The sequence below is a fragment of the Bdellovibrionales bacterium genome, from assembly GCA_016714165.1.
Taxonomy (GTDB): domain Bacteria; phylum Bdellovibrionota; class Bdellovibrionia; order Bdellovibrionales; family UBA1609; genus JADJVA01.
Genome location: JADJNU010000002.1, coordinates 832,203 through 850,734, shown reverse-complemented (window position 1 = coordinate 850,734; position 18,532 = coordinate 832,203). Strand labels below are relative to the sequence as shown.

21 protein-coding genes, 1 tRNA gene and 1 other RNA gene are annotated in these 18,532 nt (G+C 44.7%); 14 read left to right on the top strand and 9 right to left on the bottom strand.

Annotated features, from left to right (window positions below):
- Positions 1-80 precede the first annotated feature (80 nt).
- Positions 81-545 (bottom strand): nucleoside deaminase, encoded by a 465-nt coding sequence (locus IPJ71_15345; GenBank protein ID MBK7845034.1) that lies wholly within the window; start codon positions 543-545, stop codon positions 81-83.
- A 171-nt stretch (positions 546-716) separates the two neighbouring features.
- Here IPJ71_15345 and IPJ71_15340 point away from each other — a divergent pair, with 171 nt between their 5' ends.
- From IPJ71_15340 to IPJ71_15320, 5 genes are all read left to right on the top strand, one after another.
- Positions 717-923, top strand: a complete 207-nt coding sequence (locus IPJ71_15340) for a 30S ribosomal protein S21 (protein MBK7845033.1) — start codon at positions 717-719, stop codon at positions 921-923.
- A 35-nt stretch (positions 924-958) separates the two neighbouring features.
- On the top strand, positions 959-1,405 hold the full coding sequence (locus IPJ71_15335; protein MBK7845032.1) for a GatB/YqeY domain-containing protein: 447 nt from the start codon (positions 959-961) through the stop codon (positions 1,403-1,405).
- 103 nt (positions 1,406-1,508) lie between these two features.
- Complete coding sequence (locus IPJ71_15330; protein ID MBK7845031.1) at positions 1,509-3,368, top strand: DNA primase; 1,860 nt, start codon at positions 1,509-1,511, stop codon at positions 3,366-3,368.
- Between the two features lie 85 nt (positions 3,369-3,453).
- Positions 3,454-5,238 (top strand): RNA polymerase sigma factor RpoD, encoded by a 1,785-nt coding sequence (gene rpoD / locus IPJ71_15325; GenBank protein MBK7845030.1) that lies wholly within the window; start codon positions 3,454-3,456, stop codon positions 5,236-5,238.
- 138 nt (positions 5,239-5,376) lie between these two features.
- A tRNA-Ile gene (locus IPJ71_15320) sits at positions 5,377-5,453 on the top strand.
- A gap of 288 nt (positions 5,454-5,741) precedes the next feature.
- Here IPJ71_15320 and IPJ71_15315 read toward each other — a convergent pair.
- From IPJ71_15315 to IPJ71_15305, 3 genes are read right to left on the bottom strand one after another with little or no spacing between them, the layout of a single operon-like run.
- Positions 5,742-5,900: a transposase gene (locus IPJ71_15315; GenBank protein MBK7845029.1), complete on the bottom strand. Its 159-nt coding sequence runs from the start codon at positions 5,898-5,900 to the stop codon at positions 5,742-5,744.
- Positions 5,897-6,469 (bottom strand): transposase, encoded by a 573-nt coding sequence (locus tag IPJ71_15310; protein MBK7845028.1) that lies wholly within the window; start codon positions 6,467-6,469, stop codon positions 5,897-5,899. Before IPJ71_15310 ends, IPJ71_15315 begins: the two co-directional genes overlap by 4 nt.
- Positions 6,470-6,500: 31 nt before the next feature.
- Positions 6,501-6,923 carry a transposase family protein gene (locus IPJ71_15305; GenBank protein ID MBK7845027.1) on the bottom strand — a complete coding sequence of 141 codons (423 nt, stop codon included), beginning with the start codon at positions 6,921-6,923 and terminating at the stop codon, positions 6,501-6,503.
- A 190-nt stretch (positions 6,924-7,113) separates the two neighbouring features.
- Here IPJ71_15305 and IPJ71_15300 point away from each other — a divergent pair, with 190 nt between their 5' ends.
- Positions 7,114-9,153, top strand: coding sequence for a class I tRNA ligase family protein (locus IPJ71_15300; protein MBK7845026.1), 2,040 nt, complete (start codon positions 7,114-7,116; stop codon positions 9,151-9,153).
- A gap of 79 nt (positions 9,154-9,232) precedes the next feature.
- Here IPJ71_15300 and IPJ71_15295 read toward each other — a convergent pair whose 3' ends face one another.
- On the bottom strand, positions 9,233-9,382 hold the full coding sequence (locus tag IPJ71_15295; protein ID MBK7845025.1) for a hypothetical protein: 150 nt from the start codon (positions 9,380-9,382) through the stop codon (positions 9,233-9,235).
- Complete coding sequence (locus tag IPJ71_15290) at positions 9,379-9,522, bottom strand: hypothetical protein (GenBank protein MBK7845024.1); 144 nt, start codon at positions 9,520-9,522, stop codon at positions 9,379-9,381. Before IPJ71_15290 ends, IPJ71_15295 begins: the two co-directional genes overlap by 4 nt.
- Positions 9,523-9,821: 299 nt before the next feature.
- On the opposite strand from IPJ71_15290, the gene IPJ71_15285 reads away from it, so the two are divergent.
- Complete coding sequence (locus IPJ71_15285) at positions 9,822-10,406, top strand: hypothetical protein (GenBank protein MBK7845023.1); 585 nt, start codon at positions 9,822-9,824, stop codon at positions 10,404-10,406.
- Here IPJ71_15285 and IPJ71_15280 read toward each other — a convergent pair.
- On the bottom strand, positions 10,403-10,648 hold the full coding sequence (locus IPJ71_15280) for a recombinase family protein (protein ID MBK7845022.1): 246 nt from the start codon (positions 10,646-10,648) through the stop codon (positions 10,403-10,405). The genes IPJ71_15285 and IPJ71_15280 overlap by 4 nt on opposite strands.
- A 198-nt stretch (positions 10,649-10,846) precedes the next feature.
- Here IPJ71_15280 and IPJ71_15275 point away from each other — a divergent pair, with 198 nt between their 5' ends.
- Entirely contained in the window at positions 10,847-11,212 is a 366-nt protein-coding gene (locus IPJ71_15275; GenBank protein MBK7845021.1) for a hypothetical protein, read from the top strand.
- 281 nt (positions 11,213-11,493) lie between these two features.
- An RNA gene (rnpB, locus tag IPJ71_15270) (RNase P RNA component class A) lies at positions 11,494-11,853 on the top strand.
- A 71-nt stretch (positions 11,854-11,924) separates the two neighbouring features.
- Here rnpB and IPJ71_15265 read toward each other — a convergent pair.
- Positions 11,925-12,965 carry a methyltransferase domain-containing protein gene (locus IPJ71_15265; GenBank protein ID MBK7845020.1) on the bottom strand — a complete coding sequence of 347 codons (1,041 nt, stop codon included), beginning with the start codon at positions 12,963-12,965 and terminating at the stop codon, positions 11,925-11,927.
- Positions 12,962-13,387, bottom strand: coding sequence for a hypothetical protein (locus tag IPJ71_15260; protein ID MBK7845019.1), 426 nt, complete (start codon positions 13,385-13,387; stop codon positions 12,962-12,964). Before IPJ71_15260 ends, IPJ71_15265 begins: the two co-directional genes overlap by 4 nt.
- Before the next feature lie 67 nt (positions 13,388-13,454).
- Between IPJ71_15260 and IPJ71_15255 the strand changes: the two genes are divergently transcribed.
- From IPJ71_15255 to IPJ71_15235, 5 genes are all read left to right on the top strand, one after another.
- Positions 13,455-14,096, top strand: a complete 642-nt coding sequence (locus IPJ71_15255) for a hypothetical protein (protein ID MBK7845018.1) — start codon at positions 13,455-13,457, stop codon at positions 14,094-14,096.
- Between the two features lie 50 nt (positions 14,097-14,146).
- Entirely contained in the window at positions 14,147-15,643 is a 1,497-nt protein-coding gene (locus IPJ71_15250; protein ID MBK7845017.1) for a methylcrotonoyl-CoA carboxylase, read from the top strand.
- 197 nt (positions 15,644-15,840) lie between these two features.
- Complete coding sequence (locus IPJ71_15245; protein ID MBK7845016.1) at positions 15,841-16,629, top strand: enoyl-CoA hydratase/isomerase family protein; 789 nt, start codon at positions 15,841-15,843, stop codon at positions 16,627-16,629.
- Positions 16,626-18,149: an ATP-grasp domain-containing protein gene (locus tag IPJ71_15240; protein MBK7845015.1), complete on the top strand. Its 1,524-nt coding sequence runs from the start codon at positions 16,626-16,628 to the stop codon at positions 18,147-18,149. The genes IPJ71_15245 and IPJ71_15240 overlap by 4 nt, the downstream gene beginning before the upstream one ends.
- Positions 18,146-18,529 carry a hypothetical protein gene (locus tag IPJ71_15235; GenBank protein ID MBK7845014.1) on the top strand — a complete coding sequence of 128 codons (384 nt, stop codon included), beginning with the start codon at positions 18,146-18,148 and terminating at the stop codon, positions 18,527-18,529. Before IPJ71_15240 ends, IPJ71_15235 begins: the two co-directional genes overlap by 4 nt.
- The last annotated feature ends 3 nt before the right edge of the window (positions 18,530-18,532 follow it).

Genomic DNA, 18,532 nt, shown 5'->3' with positions numbered 1-18,532 from the left:
TTTCGTGCCGTGCCTTTCTGCTGATTTAATGGGCCAAGAACATTCAAAATGAGCAATGGCGGCCGTTTTTCGTCCGAAATCTAACGAATATCGGCCGGCCTCTTTCGGCGAAAAAAGTTCTTGAGAACTTGACTGCACTCTTCTTCGAGGACTCCACCAGCAACTAAAGGACGATGATTCAACCGAGAGTCGGAAAGAATCTGATAGAGGGACTCTACGGCCCCGGCTTTGGGATCCCTGGCGCCATAAATGACGCGGTCAAGACGGGCCTGAATGATAGCCCCGGAACACATCACACAGGGTTCCAGGGTTACATAGAGCTCACAACCAGTTAAACGCCAGCGCCCCAGTTTTTGAGAGGCCTCCTGAATAGCTAAGACCTCAGCATGATAGGTTGGATTTAAGCATGATTCTCTCAGGTTGTGGGACTTTGCGACAAGCTCCCCTTCGAGAACGATGACGGCCCCAACCGGGACTTCTCCAATTGTTTCCCCTTGTTTTGCCATTTCAAGGGCAAGCCTCATCCACTTCTCATTTAGATTCATAGAAAGATCATCAGCCGGTTGGGGTTTTGTTTCGAACCCGGAGAATCCGGGCTCGGAATAGGGTTTGTCAAGCGGGGAATCCTTTGATAGACCTGGCCTTCTTTGCTGTTATTAAAAGCAGCAAATCCGGTCCGCTTGGACTGACTTTACACGAAGGGCAGGTGATTATCCTTGGCACTGATCAGAATACGTGACAGCGAAGCTTTTGAACAGGCCTTCCGACGATTCAAAAAATCTTGTGAGAAATCTGGGATTTTGTCAGAAGTAAAAAAGCGTGAGCATTACGAAAAGCCCAGCGTGCAGAAGAAGAAAAAGTCTATCGCGGCGCGAAAGCGTCTCGTTAAGAAGTTGAAAAAAGTCGGTCGCGGGCGCGTTTAGCGCGCTCGAACCTTTCGTTATTGTTGGAAGGTGAAATGAGCCTAAAAGAAAAAATTCTTGCTGATATGAAAGAAGCAATGAAAGCCAAGGACTCTCATCGGCTCGAAGTGCTTCGTTTTTTGCAGAGTGCCGTTCGGTACAAAGAAATTGAGTTGCGTCCTGGGCTTATCAATGATGCTGAGATCATTGGTGTTGTGACAAAGCAGGTAAAGCAAAGAAAAGAGTCCATTGATCAGTTTGAGAAAGCTGGGCGCAAGGATCTCGTCGAAAAAGAAAAATATGAGCTATCTGTTCTTGAAGGGTACTTGCCTCATCAAATGAGCCGTGTTGAAGTTGAGGAGATCGTCGACAATGTCATCAAGACTCTCAGCGCAACTTCAATGAAACAAATGGGCGTCGTGATAAAAGAGGTTTTGGCAAAAACAGCGGGCTCCGCTGATGGGAAACTTGTGAGCGAAATTGTTAAGGCGAAATTGCAGTAAGTAATGTGAATGATGAACAGGCATTCGGCGATCACACAGTGGCAATTGTTTTGAACCCATTCATTCGCCGAGCTCCACAAACACAAGATTGTTAATTGTTCCTATGAAGTTTTCTCGCGATTTTATTGATAAAGTTCGGGATGCTAATAACATCGTGGATATCATCTCTCGTCAGACTGAACTCAAGCGAGCTGGAGGTCAGATGTTGGGGCTTTGTCCCTTCCCCAACCACAGAGAGAAGACGCCCAGTTTCTCGGTCTCCGAAAGCAAACAACTTTATTACTGTTTTGGATGCAAGGAGGCTGGAAATATCTTTAAGTTTGTCGAATCAATCATGGGCATGAGTTTTCCCGAGACTGTAGAGTGGCTAGCCAGACAGGCAGGAATTCCCATCCCTGAAGAGGTCTATCTTTCTGGAGAACGCAAAGAGACCAAAGAACATGAACGTCAAATATTCCTGAATATTAACGAAGTAGCCATTAAATTCTATGAAGATGAGTTGGCCCGTGGTTTCGATCGGAGTCCTGCGAAGGATTATCTCGTAAAGAGGGGAATTCGTCCTGAGACAGCTAAGATATTTCGCCTGGGATATGCTCCTAACGAATGGGAAAAGTTGTCTTCGCTTTTATCTTCTCGGCGAATTCCGTTCAAGGAAGCCGAAATATTGGGGCTTGTCCGCCAACGGGGAGGTGGCAAGGCAGGGTATTACGATTTGTTTCGAAACAGACTCATTTTTCCGATATTTGGTCTGGACGGTCGTTGTTTGGGTTTTGGCGGGCGAATTCTGGGAGAGGGAGAGCCTAAGTATTTCAACAGTGCCGAATCACCTCTCTTTCATAAGGGGAAGGTTTTTTACGGATTAAATGAGACGGCAAAGTATATTCGAGCCAAAGATCAGGTGATCGTTGTCGAAGGTTATATGGATCTTCTGGCGCTGTTTCAGTTGGGAATTCAGAATGTTGTGGCCCTCTTGGGAACTGCTTTGACCCTAGATCATGCCCGTCTCCTCAAGAGATTTACATCAAATGTTGTGGTTTTATTTGACGGAGACCAAGCAGGTCAGGCCGCCACAGAACGAAGCCTGCCCACTCTTCTTCAGGCCGGACTATTTCCGAGAGGTCTAACTCTTTCAGAGGGGATGGATCCAGATGATTTTCTCCGCAAGAAGGGGTCAAAGATTTTGCAGGAATCTTTGGCGGCAGCACCGGAGCTTTTTATTTTGATCTTAGACCGTTGGATGAAGGACTATCGGGGATCTTCAGCTGATAAAATTTTACTTATTGATAGAGTTTCACACACACTCAAAAATATCGCTGACAATAGACTGAAGGATCTTTACCTGCAAGAGCTCGGAGATCGCCTTGGTGTAGATGAAAACTGGCTCACGAAGGCTTTGGAACAATCAGAAAAAGGCGAACGCACAGCGACAGGAAAACAGGGCGTTTCAGATGAGATTTCAATCTGCTCAAGCAAATCTCTTCCGAAAGAGGTCTCAGAAGAGCAGATTGTAATTTCCGGGAAGAGGCCTAAAGCTGAGGAACAATTGGTGAATTTGGCTCTTATGAGCTCGCGTTATTTGCAGAAGATTGGCGAGTCTGGGATCATCGAAATGTTTTCTCACCCAGGTCTGCGCGAAGTTCTTCGTAGGATCCTTCTATTGTATGGACAAATGCCTAATGAATTTGATAAGTTAACAGCCTTGCTGGTTTCTCAGGTGGACGTCCCTGAGGTTTTGTTTCAGCACCTAGAAAAACATTTGGCAGACCTTAATTCGGAAGAGGCTCATAAGTTAGTGGAGGACTGCAGTCGGATGGTACGCGATGCCAACTTGAAATCCCGGAGCCGCCAGTTAGCCGTGGATCTGCGTGGCCGCCCCACTTCCGAACAACTAGAAAAATTGGAACAGATTATGAATATCCAACTGAATCGACGAGTCCAAAAGATCGATAAAGAAACCATCTAAGGAGCATTTGGGAGCTATTCAATGACAAAAGAACCGCAAACATCAGTGCCGGATCAAGTTATCAAAGTTCTCCATTGATGAGCAGATGGCTATCATTCGTGATGAAATCCAGAGATTTACGAAGTTATCGAAGGAACGTGGCAGCCTAACTATTGAAGAGATCAATGAGATTTTACCTCCTGAGGTATTGGACTCTGCGGTTCTAGATCATTTTATGCAGTCTCTACAGGTCAGTGGTGTAAACATTACTGAATCGACAGAAAAGAAGAAAGAGGATGAAGAGGGAGAGGGAGGCTTTTTTCTCGACAGTGCTGAAGAGCAAGTAGAAAAAGAGGAAGAAGAGGAAGAGGCCACAGACACCCGGAGTAACGACCCCGTCAGGCTCTATCTTCGTAAAATGGGGTCTGTGTCTCTGCTGACCCGTGAAGGGGAAGTGGAGATCGCCCGGCGAATTGAAGACGGTGAACGGGAAATCGTCCGTGCCATCTTAATGTCTCCTATTGGTATTTCTGAGATTGTCCAGCTGGGCGAGCGTTTGGATCAGGGGCGAATCAAAATTAAGGCAATTTTTCGTGGTCTCGAAGATGAGGAAACCCAGTACGATGAGGCTGAATATATTGAGAAAATTCACGAAATGATAGGTCATGTAAAGAAATATGAAAAGCGCGCTCGCCAATGCTTTCCAATTCTGATGACCCAATCCGTGACCTCTCCCGAATACAAAGAAGCAAACGATGAAATTGATAAATTGTTAGTTGATCTCATGGCTAAGTTTGAATCTATCAATTTTAATCGCAAGACGATCAATCGCATTGTAATTAAGTTTAGAAACCTTCGTAACCGAATGCAGGAGCTGCGCAATCGGATTCGTGATGCTTGTAAATATGCTTTTGCTGCCGACCTTGCGGCGCTCAAGGTTCGTTTTAGAGCCGTCGAGTCGAGTGACCAAGAGGGAGCAAAGATGACCCGTGAGACGGGCTTGTCTTACAATCAGTTTCGCTCCTATTATCTTCGCGCTGAGAACGCTGAGGCTCGCTTGGATCGCCTCTCACGAGAGACCGAAATGACTTTCGAAGCAATTCGGAATATATACACGGCGATTTGGAGAGGAGAGCGGGAAGCTGATAAAGCCAAGGCGGAGTTGGTCGAAGCCAATTTGCGTTTGGTGGTCTCGATTGCCAAGAAATATACAAACAGAGGTCTCCAATTTTTGGATTTGATCCAAGAGGGAAATATTGGATTGATGAAAGCCGTCGATAAATTTGAATATCGTCGGGGGTATAAATTTTCGACCTACGCCACCTGGTGGATTCGTCAGGCGATCACTCGTGCGATTGCTGACCAGGCGCGTACAATTCGGATACCTGTGCACATGATCGAAACGATCAATAAATTGGTGAGAACATCTCGGTATCTGACTCAAGAACTTGGCCGTGAGCCTCTGCCCGAAGAAATAGCTGAAAAAATGGACATGGCAGTTGATAAGGTTCGAAAAGTTCTCAAAATCGCGAAGGAGCCGATCAGCCTCGAGACTCCAGTAGGAGAAGAAGAAGATTCTCATTTGGGCGATTTTATTGAGGATAAGAAAGTCATTAATCCTGCCGAAGCGATAGTTAATTTGAATCTTGCTGAGCAGACTCGGCGAGTCCTTTCGACCCTCACCACTCGCGAGGAAAAGGTTCTCCGAATGAGATTCGGCATCGGTGAGGAGAGTGATCATACTCTTGAAGAGGTTGGGCAAGATTTTAACGTGACTCGTGAGAGAATTCGGCAAATTGAGGCAAAGGCCTTGCGAAAACTTCGTCATCCGAGCCGGTCGAATAAGCTTAAAACCTTTATTGAGGGTAGCAGCAGCACGGAAGACAGGTGAAAGGATCGCGCCGATGAGGGCGAGGGCTGATCGGGAAGCCCACAGAAGAGTCTGAAAAACTTGAATGTTGCCAAAGAGGTGGCTTGATTAACGCTGAGTCTCTGGGGTATGGTGTGCCACTCATTTGGCGAGTCATTTGGGGGCTTAGCTTAGTTGGTTAAAGCATCCGGCTCATAACCGGAGGATCCCAGGTTCAAGTCCTGGAGCCCCTACCATTGTGACTGAGATGGTCTACATTTTGCTTAGAACATTGAGATCGAATGGTTCTACGGTTCATATCATATCTTAATTACAATTTTCGGGTAATTTTTTGAAAAATAAAAAAATGTACAACCTAGGAGAATCGAGCTGCCGCAGGAGTCAATTGGCATGATTAAACAAGCCATAATAGCAATGGTACGAACACTTTTTTGTTTAATTCTTTTGTTTTTTGATAAATCTCCGGCCGCTCAAGAAAAAGTTGGGTTCTACTCGGTTCATGGTGGGTAATTCAAAAAAGTCATTTAAGCACAAGCACTTAGGTATCTGAGTCTGTACAATTTAAAACTTTTAACGCCGTAAGCCCTCTTCTGGATTAGCTTTGCGACGTTGTTAAAGCCTTCTGTTCTGGCATTGGTAATGCGATTGACGAAGTAATTCAAGATTTCATTTCTCCATTTCATGAGGGTGCGCCTGAGGTTTTTATTTCGGGGATTTGGCTTAAAGCCATTTGATCTGTAATTCGAATTAACACTTTGGCAGCTGTTCTGTTTCCTTTGATTCGGTAAAATCCATGGAGGGCTTCTTTGTAATGATAAATTTCTTTTAGCTGGGGATGAAGATTGAGCCATTCATAAAGGGCTCTTCGTTCATAGGACTCAAGCTTTTTACCATTTCTAAGTAGGAGTTTTCGAAGGGGACTGGTTCTTTTGTCGCCAGTGACTTGTTTTCGGTAGCGATTAAGAGCTGGATTTAAAAGCCTGAGCACATGGAACTTATCAGCAATCATCTGGGAGTTAGGAAAAAACTCTCGAACAAAGCTTTTATAGCTATCTGACAAATCTAGAACGACGTTTTTTACATTTTCTCTACCAGGGATATGTTTAAGTTGTTCAATGAGTTGCCCTTTTACTTTTCCATGAGCGAGTTCACGAACACGCTTATTGTTGTAATCAACGAGTACGGTTGCAAACTCTCTAAACCCATTGGCTCGAGAGAAAAAGTGTTCATCTATGCCAATGGTTTTGGCCACGGATAATTGATATGCCTCTTGAGGTTCGTCTCTAACCTCTCATAAAGAGTCTGATAGACCGTCCACGTTGAACATGCATAGGCCCTTCTGACCTTACTGAGATCCGTAAAGTTCTCACAGGCCCAAAGAACACCTCGTTTAAACCTCTCGGTGGTTCTTTTCCTTTTCTGATTCCTTGAACTGGTTCGGTGAAAGGCTTTCGGCAGGTCTTACAATAGAATCTGCGTTTTAAAACATGGAGCCAGACTTGATTGCCGTGGATGGGAGCATCGTGTGCTTTGGCCCACCTTCGATCATAAACAGTCTTAGAAGGTGTCGCACACTTTGGACAGATTTCAAAGCTGGATACTTTTTCAACCTGTTTGTGCTTTCGGCCAGATCGATCTCTCCCAAATTTTAAAAGTTTTAATTCTGGTAATAATAGAAATTGTGATATTTTTTCGTGCTGAGGCATAAGTTCTTTTCCTTTCAAAGGTTTGAGTTGTCAGGCACCCAAATCTTAGCTTGAAAAAGTCTTAGGCCTCTTCTTTTTTGACTTACCGCATCCCACCTCCAACCGTGGAGAGCCAAAAGTTGCTGGTTTAGACGAGATTAGTTGCAACTCATTACTCTTGAAGGATGCTCGACCTCCATTTCAAGACGAAGTGAAAATTTATGAAGCTAAGTGGGCAGGCATTTGGGAAGCTCAAAATATTTATGGTACTCGCCTAAACTCCGACAAAGTTAAGTTTATTATTGACGGTGGACCGCCCACGCTTTCTGGCAACCTACACATTGGTCACTTGGTAACCTATATACCCATAGATGCAATCGCTCGGTTTAAACGGATGCAAGGGTTCGAAGTAATATATCCTATGGGGTGGGATTCTAATGGTTTTCCCACGCACAATTTAATCAAATCTGAATTGCGCGGCGAAATGATTTTAAATCGAGAAAATATGAATTCAGTATGCGATAATTTTGTTCAATGTGGCACAGTCCCCCATTGGAAAATATGGAGCGGTGTTGGGTTAGGTTTAGATAGAAACCTTCAGTATCACACAATGGACACGAACAGTCGGCGAGACTCACAAATTGCATTTTTAAAATTGTTAAAGAGTGGTTTTGCATATTCGTTACCACCGGGCTCAAACATTGCGGGATTCGATTTAGGCCTATATTCAGATGGTAACTTTGAGTTAAAGTTTGCAGATGAAAACGGACGCCCTGCTGTCGAATGGATTGTTAATCCACAATCTGTAGAACTTGAAGTTTTAAAGCTTATAAAGCAGATTAAATGGTTGGGAACAGAAGAGTCAGCGGTCATCCGCCAATTTAGAAGCATTTCTCGTCAGCAATGGCCCATATCTCGAACACGAGATTATGGTGTACCTATTCCCGTATGGTATCCATTGGATGAGAAAGGTGAACCTCTCTTTGGCCAACCGATATTGCCAGACTTAGCGAAATTACCAATAGATCCTCAGGTAGATACTCCACCAAATTATACAAATGACCAGCGCGGTAAAAGCAATGGGTTTACTGGTGAACACAACTCTATGGATACATGGATGACTTCAACAATAACTTTTGTGTCGCAACGGCCGGATCTGATTGGTAATCTAACAGATAAATTGTCTCATTTTACGCCCGCCCACATTAGAACGCATGGACAAGATATCACCGAAGCTTGGACAATTCGATCTCTTCAAAGATGGGCGATGTTAGATAGTGGCCTCGCCGGAAATCAGCCGTTCCACAATGTAATTGTACATGGAGTTGTTTTAGACAAAAATGGTTCAAAAATGAGTAAGTCAGTTGGAAATTCAGTGGAACCTAATAGGTTTCTGACTGAATTCGGCGGAGACATAACTCGTTATTGGGCCTTAACGAGATATCCAGGTAAAAATACAAAATACGATCATGCTATAATGGATCAAGTTGGAAAAAACCTGATCCAAAAATTGATTAATCTAGGAAAATATGAAGGCTGGAGGCAAACGTACTATCCACCGCAATATATCTCGTATGAATATGATAAACTATTCATCAATTATATTAATCATTATAACTACATAATCACTTCTTACATGAATGAGTATAAGTATCATTTGGCTGTAATTGAATTGTCAAAACTTGTAAAAGAGTTTTCTTATTTTTTTGTTAATGGCACAAAAAGACGAATGTTTAACTTAGACAAATCAGATTCGAGGCATATCTCGGCAGTTGCGACTTATCAGTTTTGTCTAGAGATGGTTCTCAAACTATCGGCACCCTTCTTCCCATTTGCTAGTGAAGAGGTTTGGAGTCGGCATCCTAATCCTGATGAAGCGACACTGTCGATTCATTTGACCTCTTGGCCTCGGGTTCATGATAGTCATCTCGACTCAAATGAATTTAAAGAATTGCGAAGAGTGATGATACTTTACTCACAAATTGTTGATTCTCGGTTACGGACAGTTGGAAGGCACATCTTGCTTTCTACAGCTCAGAAAGTAAAATTAAGAGCTCATCCATATGATATTAAACTGATACAAAAATATAGTGGTCGGCTAGATCTCTTGTTTGAATTAAATTTGGGCTCTTTAAGTTATATATCAGACGATCATATGCGATATGAAGGACTTGATGATTTAGATAAAAAGCAAAAATTCCCAACTCTGGTATTTTCTGATTTTGAAGGTGTCGTTAAGAGCCCCAAGTAGAGGTTCCTGGAATATCCTTCGCGTTGCTCGGGGTCTACGGGTCTACTTGGTCGATGGTGGACTTTGTCCAAAGTCTCAGTCATCTCATGCGTGGATCTGCCTTTTTTGAAATTAGATCCTGATTCTTTCGTGCGACTTTCAACTGACCTCTGAACTCATCAAAGAATCCATCAGTCCGGAAATCCTGACTTGGTTCCAAAGTATCAAAACGTGCCTGAAGCTTTGTCATTTCAGCATCAATGTCATTTCAGCATCAATTCGTTCGACAGTGGCCTCGTACTCTTGGGTGTACTGGCTTCGCTTGTCTTTGGAGCCTTCAACCAAAAGCGCCTCGAATTTGAGAGACGCACGGTCCTTTTGATGTTTCATTCCAATTACCTAGGATGTCAATTGAGGGGACAGTTCACGCAGCCCAAAAGCACTGCCCCAAAGTCAAATATGCCAGCTATATGCAGATACTCGTTGGGAGGTCCACTTGCACACATCCCCTGACTGTGCGTAATCGGGACCTACGATATTTTCATGAGGCTGCCTTTCTTTTTGTAAAGTAGTGGAATCCTTTCAGAAGGGCTGGTGCCCCCAACTTTCAACTAGATTTGAGATTTCTCCTGCAGTAAATTCATTGAGTTGGTAGCGTGCGTTTAAACGCCGTTGGAGGCTTTGTGCTTATGACATTTTTCCGATTTGCGGCACCGTTGTGCATAGTCTTGACACTTCAATCGCCGTTAGCGCTTGGGATGTCTTGTGGTGGTGCCTTAGCGGGAAACTTGACAGCTGAGGGGCTTGGATCGAGTTGGAGAAATGCTCATTGGCGCAATGGACATGTCCCGTTTAGCTATTACAACTTCGATGCACTTGATCGAGTCGTTGAAGATCCTGACCTTCTTCCTTTAGCTGTACGATGGAAGGCGCTTAACGAGTCACCCACTGCTTATGGAAAGTTCATGGATATTACCTATCAGTACTTGGTCTATTTGGCCGATATTCGCATCAAGAATCGCATCCCGCCCGGCGGAATACCCAATCAACCCAAACCTCAACTTGCAGTGCTAACGACGATGTTTGATGCCTACGAGGCTCAGTTGGATACAAAACCGATTGTTACGCAAGTGGGTGCTTACTTAAAAGAATTTGTCCATCTTGATGCAGGATTTGACAATCGAAGAAGTCAAGAGGCGTTCGACTTTCTGAATAAAAAAGTTGTACCTGCTCAAATGAACTTGTCAATGGCACTTTCCTTCTCAAGACCCTAATTCTGTTCTTGTCCAGTTTGTTTAGCAAATTGCCTCAAGATTTTTAGAATGGTCTTGGCGTGCCATTTGCCGCCCTTCTTGGTAGGTAAGCCGAGCGAAGGCATAAGTTGTGCAATTCGAGTGGCTGATAGCTCTTGCCGGTGTTGGTCCTTAATTCTATCAGTTACCTCCAACTCAGCTTTGTTAGGAACCTTGCGGCCTTTTGCATTGTGCTCCCCATAGCCAGGTGGACCAGGTCTCATATCTTCTTTACAAGTGGGATTCCGGCTTCCTTCAGATACCGTTTCACTGCAGTTTTGCAGGACACAGTCATTTCCACGATTTGCTGAATAGAAAGCCCCTCCGTCACATATTTGCGCTGGAGGAACTCCTTAGACTTAATCAGCGGAATATGCTTAGTATGTGAAAACCCTTGGATTTCGTCTGGAGGACAAAATCTAATGTTACAGCCATATAGGTCTACCAATAACAGTTTTGGAGAATATTTGCCCTACTCAAAAGTCTTTTCAGTAATTTTTCGGCCCCTGGTATACATCACAACCCTCTGTCTCTTATTTGGAAATGGGTGCGCCAGTTCCCGTAAGTCTCAGTCTCTCGAAACAGCGCTAAAGAATGGGGAGGATCTTATATCCTTAAAAGCGGCTGTGGAATTGGCTCGCTCGGCCTATAGTGCCGGCTGCGTGAGGACCTACATCGAGCAGGGAAAAAAGGGCTATTTTGCAGAATGCCGTAAGGCCGCCGATAAATTTATCGAACAGGATATCCTGGAGATATTAAATTCCGATCCTGGTCATTTGAAGCCCTAGAGACAAGACAAGGCTTGCTCTTTTTTAGGCGCTACTGAAAAAATTGAGATTTTGGAAAATAAGGGCGACTGAACCAGCAGCAAGAATTGTAATAATAAATATTTGCCTCGGCATATCGGTCTTCCTCCAACGGACTGTTTTGACCTTTCTATTGTCGTTGTTTTATAAAAAAAATTCTAGAGAGTTCTCCAAATGAGTCAAATCTATGTCTTTTTAAGTCATCAGCAAATCTCCAAATCTGGTGGATTGTAGATAAAGACAGATTGTGATACAAGGCAGACGCGGATGTACAGGCAGTCGCTCGCCTTCGGGTTGAGAGGAAAGTCCGGACTCCAAATGGCAGCGCAGGGGGTAACGCCCCTCCACCGTGAGGTGAGGAACAGTGGAACAGAGAGAATGTCCAGGGCACTGATCTTAGAGTTGGAAATGGGAGACTCTTAGGGAGCCGCTGGAGTGAAAACAGCCAAACTCTGCGCGGAGCAAGACCAAATAGGAAAGTGATAGAGCGCGGCCAGCGCGAAGCTTTCGGGTAGGTTGCATAAGGGTAATAGCAATATTGCTCTCAGAGGAATGACTGCCAGGCGGATAAAAGACATCTTTTATCGGTCAGACAGAATCCGGCTTATCGTATATCCGCAGAGATGTCTCATTTGTGGGACGGGTTTAATCCCCCGTCCCTCTTTTTTATAATAACAAGATAATAACAAAAAAATCAGACGAGATTGTCTTTGCGTCTTGCAAAAACAACGAGTTCTGCGCCCTGTCGGCTCTCAATCGATTTTTTCCAGCGGGTCCAATAGAGAAAGTCGAAACTCTTATGCAAGCGTTGGCGAATCTCCCATTCGCTGCCTCCAAAAGGGGGAGCCTCTCTGCGATCCATGGTAAAGAAAATTCCTAGAATGTGGCCATCACTCACAAGAACTCGCCTCCAGACCTCGACAAGCTCATTGCGTCGAGAGGGGGAAATAGCACAATAACAAGTATGTTCGAAAACCAAATCAAATGACTTATGAAGCGCCTGAGGAAGCTGAAAAACATCAGCATTGAGGAAATTGAGATTTTTCACATGGCCGAACTTTTCCTTTGCTTGCTGAATGGCCTCGCCAGAAATATCCACCCCCGTCGTTATGTGGCCAAGTTTCGCCAGATAGGCAGCATCGGTTCCCGTTCCACAGCCTAGTACCAGAATTCGTTGTTTCGGAATCTTCAATTGGGAAATAGCCTGTTCAAGAGCCTGGGCGGGTCTGTCAAGATCCCAGGGGGTATCTTTGTTCTGGTACCTTTGATTCCAGAATTCGCCTCTGTTGACGGCGCGGTCATCGAGTAGCCAGGATGGAATGGGAACTGAATTTCCGTCAGCGACTATGGAGTGGTCGTCAAAGCTATCTAATTTCTGAAAAAAATCAGCCTGCGCGGACCGAGAAAGAACAAATGGCACTCCTTTGGGCGTCATACCGTGAAATCGATCCCACTCATCCAGCGAAAGTCTCTCGAGAATAAGTGGTGTGGAATATCCGTAGTGAAAATAAACAGTCCATGTGCCATCTGGATTTTTGCTGATTTGTTTTGCAATGAGAGGCTCATCGAAGGCCTCTATCCACAGCTTTTGGTCATTTACAGCGCTAAAGATTCTCCCCTTTTCATCCCTCTGTAGATTCAAAAAAAGAGTGTGACAGTAATCCTCGTTTTCAAGACGCTGCCCCTTAATGAGGAAGAAACCATCTTCATCGATGGCAATGAATTTTTCGTTCACTTTTTTGTGCCGTCCTTCTGGAGGTCAATAAGCATTGGATCTTTAAAATCAATCTTATTGTTGAGTATGTACAGTTCGTCCAAGTTCCAGTAATCAAAAGTTTCGTCAACCTTTGAGTCACGGTTGAGGATAGCGTAGCCTTCGATGACGACTCGAGCATTTCCTGATTCCTGATCTTCGTCATCGAAGGAATAAACAAAGGAAGCCTTGACCACGTTTTTCTTTAACTGCTCACTCCAAAATTTTTCAAATTTTAAATTACGCGAGGTGGGTAAATTCTCCGTGATGTAGTCCGAGATAATTTTCTTTAAATCAACCTGGATTCCGACATGCGCGGATTCAGAAATATTTGAGGGACGATGGCTAAAGGACCAAGTCCATTGTAACGCAATCAAGAATACGATCAAACTAAGGTATTTCATTTTCCAATCCTATTAGCCAGAGTATGCTCCGAGATCATTCTAACTTACCTTTTATGTAGGAACAACCATGAGTAAATTTGCAAATAAGAGGTTAAAGGAGCTAGATCCTCGAAATTGGATATATGAGGCAAGCAAGAGCCTCAAGGCGAGTCTTCAGGATAAAAAGCTTAAGATAAGCGAGGAACTCCATTCTTCCTTTTGGGGTGAAATCCGAGCCCGGCCCAATAAATTTGTTTATTTATTTGAATCTGTGAGTCCAAAGGCGACCCAACTGGCTTTAAACATCGCGTTAGGGTCCTCGAGATTTTTCAGACGTTCGCCCAGTTATAGTCTATGGGAATGGAATGGCGAGGTGCTAACGGCCGCGATTTCTGTTTCTCCTGGTTTTGGCTCAAGAATGGAAGCTTCCCATATCACCTATGGAGCAGAGAAGACTTTACGCCTGTTTTGGGAAAGGTATATGTTGTCCGGGGCTGATCGCTTGACTGTCACAGAAGTTCGATTGAACAGACTTGGGGAGTGGGGTCCGTCCTTAAAAATTCGCTACGGATTGACGGCACAGGACAGAGAAAGGATTCGGGTGGTCCAAGGACAAAGAGGACTGGGTGAATATGATCTTTCTCTTTCTGTGCTTAACGACCAGGATTTGTTGGTGGCCGAAGTGAGTTTTAAAATTGAATGGCAGACCCGCCTTTCTTTGGGTGAGTAGACGTTTTTTTGGGTTGAGCAGGGCAAGTCAATTTTTGCTGAGGTAAAAAAATGACCACATTAAAGTCTCGCATAGATCGAAGTTCCGCAGAGTTTCGTTCAAATTCTGAACACATGGCTCGCTTAATTGCGACTCATCGAAGCCGACTGTCCTTCATAGAGCAAGGAGGCGGCAAAGAGGCTCGGGAAAAGCATGAGAGCCGAGGAAAGCTGTTTGTGCGCGAAAGGATTCGACGACTTCTTGATCCCGGATCGCAATTTTTGGAATTCTCGTCCTTTGCGGCTTTTGAGATGTACAGCAGTTCAGCTCCTTGTGCTGGGATTGTGACTGGAGTTGGTTCCATTAACGGGCAAGAGTGCATGATTGTGGCCAATGACGCCACAGTAAAAGGGGGAACTTATTTCCCGATCACAGTCAAAAAACATCTTCGGGCACAGGAGATAGCTTTAGAAAATGGTCTTCCTTGTATCTACCTCGTTGACAGTGGAGGGGCATTTTTGCCTCTGCAGGCCGAGGTATTTCCTGATCGAGATCATTTTGGAAGAATTTTTTATAATCAAGCTCGCTTGTCAGCTGAAGGAATTCCGCAAATTTCAGTGGTCATGGGAAGTTGCACGGCAGGTGGGGCCTACGTTCCAGCCATGAGCGATGAAAACGTGATTGTAAAAGATCGCGGTACGATTTTTTTGGGAGGACCTCCTCTCGTCAAGGCTGCAACGGGCGAAGTCGTCTCTGCGGAAGATTTGGGCGGAGCAAGGGTGCATTGCGAAGTGAGTGGGGTGACAGATCATTTTGCAGAGGATGATGAGCACGCCCTCGAAATTACGCGAGAAATAGTATCCTATTTGAATCGACGAAAAATGGTTTCCGTTCAAACTCAAGCTGTGGAGGATCCACTTTTTGGAGCCGAGGAGATGTATGGAATTATTCCGCGTGATCATCGAGTGCCATACGACGTACGTGAAATATTAGCCCGTGTTGTTGACGGAAGTCGTTTCCATGAATTTAAGGAAAATTACGGCACAACACTCGTTACTGGGTTTGCTCATATTTGGGGGTATCCTGTTGGTGTCATTGCCAATAATGGAGTTTTGTTTAGTGAAAGTACCTTGAAGGCCACGCATTTTATTGAACTTTGCGACCAGCGGGCCATCCCATTGGTATTTATTCAGAATATCACGGGATTTATGGTGGGTCAGAAATATGAAAATGAAGGGATAGCAAAGCATGGGGCGAAGATGGTGATGGCCGTCAGCACAGCTCGCGTACCCAAGTACACAGTTGTCATTGGTGGATCTCATGGGGCCGGAAACTACGGGATGTGCGGGCGAGCCTATCAGCCTCGGCAGATGTGGATGTGGCCAAACTCTCGAATCTCGGTCATGGGTGGAGAACAGGCGGCGAATGTCTTGTTGCGAGTAAAATTGGATCAGATGGCCCAAGAGGGGAGAGATCTTAGCGAAGCTGAACAGGAGGAATTCAAGCGTCCTATTCTGGCAAAGTACGCCGCAGAAAGTTCAGCCTACTATGCCAGTGCTCGCATCTGAGATGATGGGATCATCGATCCGGCGGACACTCGTCGAGTGCTGGCTTTAGGCTTGAGCGCCAGTTTTAACCGACCTTGGCCAGAAAAGTCTCATGGCGTTTTTAGAATGTAAAACGAGTGCTAAAGCCGCAAGGCTAGAAGTGCAGGGCCAGAAGTGCAGAGCTAAAAAATCAAAAAGAAGAAACGCAGGTTTGGGTCATGGCAAAAATCGAGACTAATATACAAGATGAGATACTAAACATTATTCTCACGCGTCCAGATGTGCACAATGCCATGGACACTGAAATGATCGGAAAACTAACAGAGGCTTTTGCTTTGCCCTCATTAAACAAGTCCATACGAGCTGTGGCTCTGAGGGGAGAGGGAAAAAGTTTTTGTGCAGGAGCAGATCTTGAAAGTATGCGCTCCATGGCTAAATTTTCATTTGAGGAAAATCAACGGGACGCAGAAGCTCTCTTTTTGATGTTTGATGCGGGCATGAGGTGTCCAGTTCCGATCTTTGCTCATGTTCATGGCAGCGTGATGGGTGGCGCAATTGGTTTAGTGGCAATTTCTGATTTTGCAACTGCGGAGCTGTCGACAAAATTTTGTTTTAGTGAGGTGAAGATTGGTTTGGTTCCCGCTGTGATTAGTCCATTCGTATTTAAGAAAATAAGAATTGCGGCAGGTCGGGAATTTATGTTAACGGGACGGACCTTTTCAGCATTGGAGGCCTTGAATGCGGAACTTATTCAGTTTGTGGGGTCTGAAGCTGAGTGCAGTGGCAAGGTATTGGAGAATCTGAACTTTATAAAGCAAGCTGGTCCAGAAGCCGTACGGGAGACGAAGTCGCTCATTGCCAGAGTAAGAGATTGTCAAGATTGGTCGGAAATTAAAAAAATGACGACTCAGGTAATCGCTGAAAAAAGGGTTGGTCTTGAAGGTCAAGAGGGAATTCGTTCCTTTTTTGAAAGGCGATTGCCAAAATGGCAATCGAAAATAAAATGAGTTTAAAAATTGAAAAGATTGGGATTGCTAATAGAGGTGAGGTTGCGGTTCGCATTATACGTGCTTGTCAGGAATTGGGGATACAGACGGTTTTGCTTCATTCGGATGTGGACAGAGAAACGACAGCTTTTCGCCTGGCAGATGAGAGAGTTTGTATCGGCCCTGCACCTACAAATCAGAGCTATTTGAATATAGACACAAATATCCAAGGGGCTTTGAGTGCGGGAGTGGATGCAATACATCCGGGATTTGGTTTTCTTTCTGAGAATGCGGAGTTTGCAGATGCTTGTTTGAAGGCAAGAATATGTTTTATCGGCCCTGCTCCAGAAGTGATTCGATTATTTGGTGATAAAATATCAGCAAAAAAAATGGTAGAAAGAGCAGGCGGCCCCGTTATCCCCGGGTACCAGGGCGATGATCAATCTGAGTCTCGTTTGCTATCAGAAATGGAGAAAATTGGATTTCCAGTTATTGTTAAGGTAGCAGGGGGCGGGGGAGGTCGCGGCCTGAAAGTTGTCCGGCACCTCAGAGAAGCTAAGGAGGCCATTGCATCTTCACAACGTGAGGGTCTTAGCTCTTTTGGTTCAGATCGAATTTTTCTTGAAAAATATCTCGACAAGGCCAAGCACATTGAGGTTCAGATTTTTGGGGACTGCAGCGGAAAAGTGTATCACCTCTTTGATCGAGAGTGTTCGATTCAAAGGCGGCATCAAAAAATCATTGAAGAGGCAATGTCGCCTTCCTTGTCAGAAGAACTTCGCGAAAAGCTAGCTCGGACGTCAATTCAAATTGCTAAGGAAGCAAAATATGTGGGTGCCGGAACTATCGAATTTCTTCTCCAGGATGGAGAAATTTATTTCATGGAAATGAACACGCGCTTGCAGGTGGAGCATCCTGTCACTGAGCTGGTAATGGGCGTTGATTTGGTAAAGGCTCAAATATTTACAGCGATGGGACAGAGTCTGGTATGGCCAAAATTACCGATTCCACACGGTCACGCCATTGAATGTCGAATTTATGCTGAGGATCCTTATCAAGCAGGAATTCCGAGTACGGGTCGTTTGGGGTCATATCATTTTCCGTATGGTCCAGGACGGAGATTGGAAATCGGGTTTGATTCTGGGGATGAAATAACAAGCTTTTATGATCCAATGATTGCAAAAGTGATTGTCTGGGACGAAACGCGCGGACGAGCGATTCAAAAGATGATTCGCACTTTGAAAGACACAATTATTTTCGGAGTGAAGACGAATATACCCTATCTTATTCAGATTTTATCTCATTCCCAATTTATTGATGGGACCATGAAAACTGATTTTATTGATTGTTATTTCCCCCACGGAATTAAGCGAAAGGAAAAATCATCCTTTGAACAGAATATCGCAGCGGAGTTATATCGACAGATTCCAGTCGGCGTGAATTCCTCTACTTGCTTGGCGGCTCCGGGTTCAGGAAATGGGAGAGAACATAATGAAGGCAAGACGATCAGCCCTTGGACTCATCAGTGGGGGAGAAGATGATGAAACGCTATTCAGTGTCGATTGAAGGTCGGCAGGTGGAGGTTTGGTGCGAGCGCTTGGGCCAGCAACTATGGTATCACTATGAAGGAGAAACATATCAATATTCTCCTCCAGTGAAAACAAGAGGCGGTGGAAGAGGTGCAATTTCTCATTCCGATGTGGTGTCTCCGATGCCAGGCAAGATTATCAAGATCCTAGTGAAAGTTGGCGACAAAGTGATTTCTGGTCAGCCTGTCGTAATGATGGAAGCGATGAAAATGGAGTACACTTTGGAAGCTCGACAGGAGGGTCTCATTGATCAAATAAATTGTAAACTTGGTGATCAAGTGGCCCTCGGAATCACACTGATTTCAGTGGGAAAAGCCGGCGAGGGACAATAGAAA

Bases quoted from the DNA above. Each gene is read 5' to 3' on its own strand.
- IPJ71_15345 (MBK7845034.1), bottom strand. From the start codon at position 545: ATGAATCTAAATGAGAAGTGGATGAGGCTTGCCCTTGAAATGGCAAAA.
- IPJ71_15335 (MBK7845032.1), top strand. From the start codon at position 959: ATGAGCCTAAAAGAAAAAATTCTTGCTGATATGAAAGAAGCAATGAAA.
- IPJ71_15330 (MBK7845031.1), top strand. From the start codon at position 1,509: ATGAAGTTTTCTCGCGATTTTATTGATAAAGTTCGGGATGCTAATAAC.
- rpoD (MBK7845030.1), top strand. From the start codon at position 3,454: ATGGCTATCATTCGTGATGAAATCCAGAGATTTACGAAGTTATCGAAG.
- IPJ71_15315 (MBK7845029.1), bottom strand. From the start codon at position 5,900: ATGAAATGGAGAAATGAAATCTTGAATTACTTCGTCAATCGCATTACC.
- IPJ71_15305 (MBK7845027.1), bottom strand. From the start codon at position 6,923: ATGCCTCAGCACGAAAAAATATCACAATTTCTATTATTACCAGAATTA.
- IPJ71_15295 (MBK7845025.1), bottom strand. From the start codon at position 9,382: ATGACAAAGCTTCAGGCACGTTTTGATACTTTGGAACCAAGTCAGGAT.
- IPJ71_15290 (MBK7845024.1), bottom strand. From the start codon at position 9,522: ATGAAACATCAAAAGGACCGTGCGTCTCTCAAATTCGAGGCGCTTTTG.
- IPJ71_15285 (MBK7845023.1), top strand. From the start codon at position 9,822: ATGACATTTTTCCGATTTGCGGCACCGTTGTGCATAGTCTTGACACTT.
- IPJ71_15280 (MBK7845022.1), bottom strand. From the start codon at position 10,648: ATGAGACCTGGTCCACCTGGCTATGGGGAGCACAATGCAAAAGGCCGC.
- IPJ71_15275 (MBK7845021.1), top strand. From the start codon at position 10,847: ATGTTACAGCCATATAGGTCTACCAATAACAGTTTTGGAGAATATTTG.
- IPJ71_15260 (MBK7845019.1), bottom strand. From the start codon at position 13,387: ATGAAATACCTTAGTTTGATCGTATTCTTGATTGCGTTACAATGGACT.
- IPJ71_15255 (MBK7845018.1), top strand. From the start codon at position 13,455: ATGAGTAAATTTGCAAATAAGAGGTTAAAGGAGCTAGATCCTCGAAAT.
- IPJ71_15250 (MBK7845017.1), top strand. From the start codon at position 14,147: ATGACCACATTAAAGTCTCGCATAGATCGAAGTTCCGCAGAGTTTCGT.
- IPJ71_15245 (MBK7845016.1), top strand. From the start codon at position 15,841: ATGGCAAAAATCGAGACTAATATACAAGATGAGATACTAAACATTATT.
- IPJ71_15240 (MBK7845015.1), top strand. From the start codon at position 16,626: ATGAGTTTAAAAATTGAAAAGATTGGGATTGCTAATAGAGGTGAGGTT.
- IPJ71_15235 (MBK7845014.1), top strand. From the start codon at position 18,146: ATGATGAAACGCTATTCAGTGTCGATTGAAGGTCGGCAGGTGGAGGTT.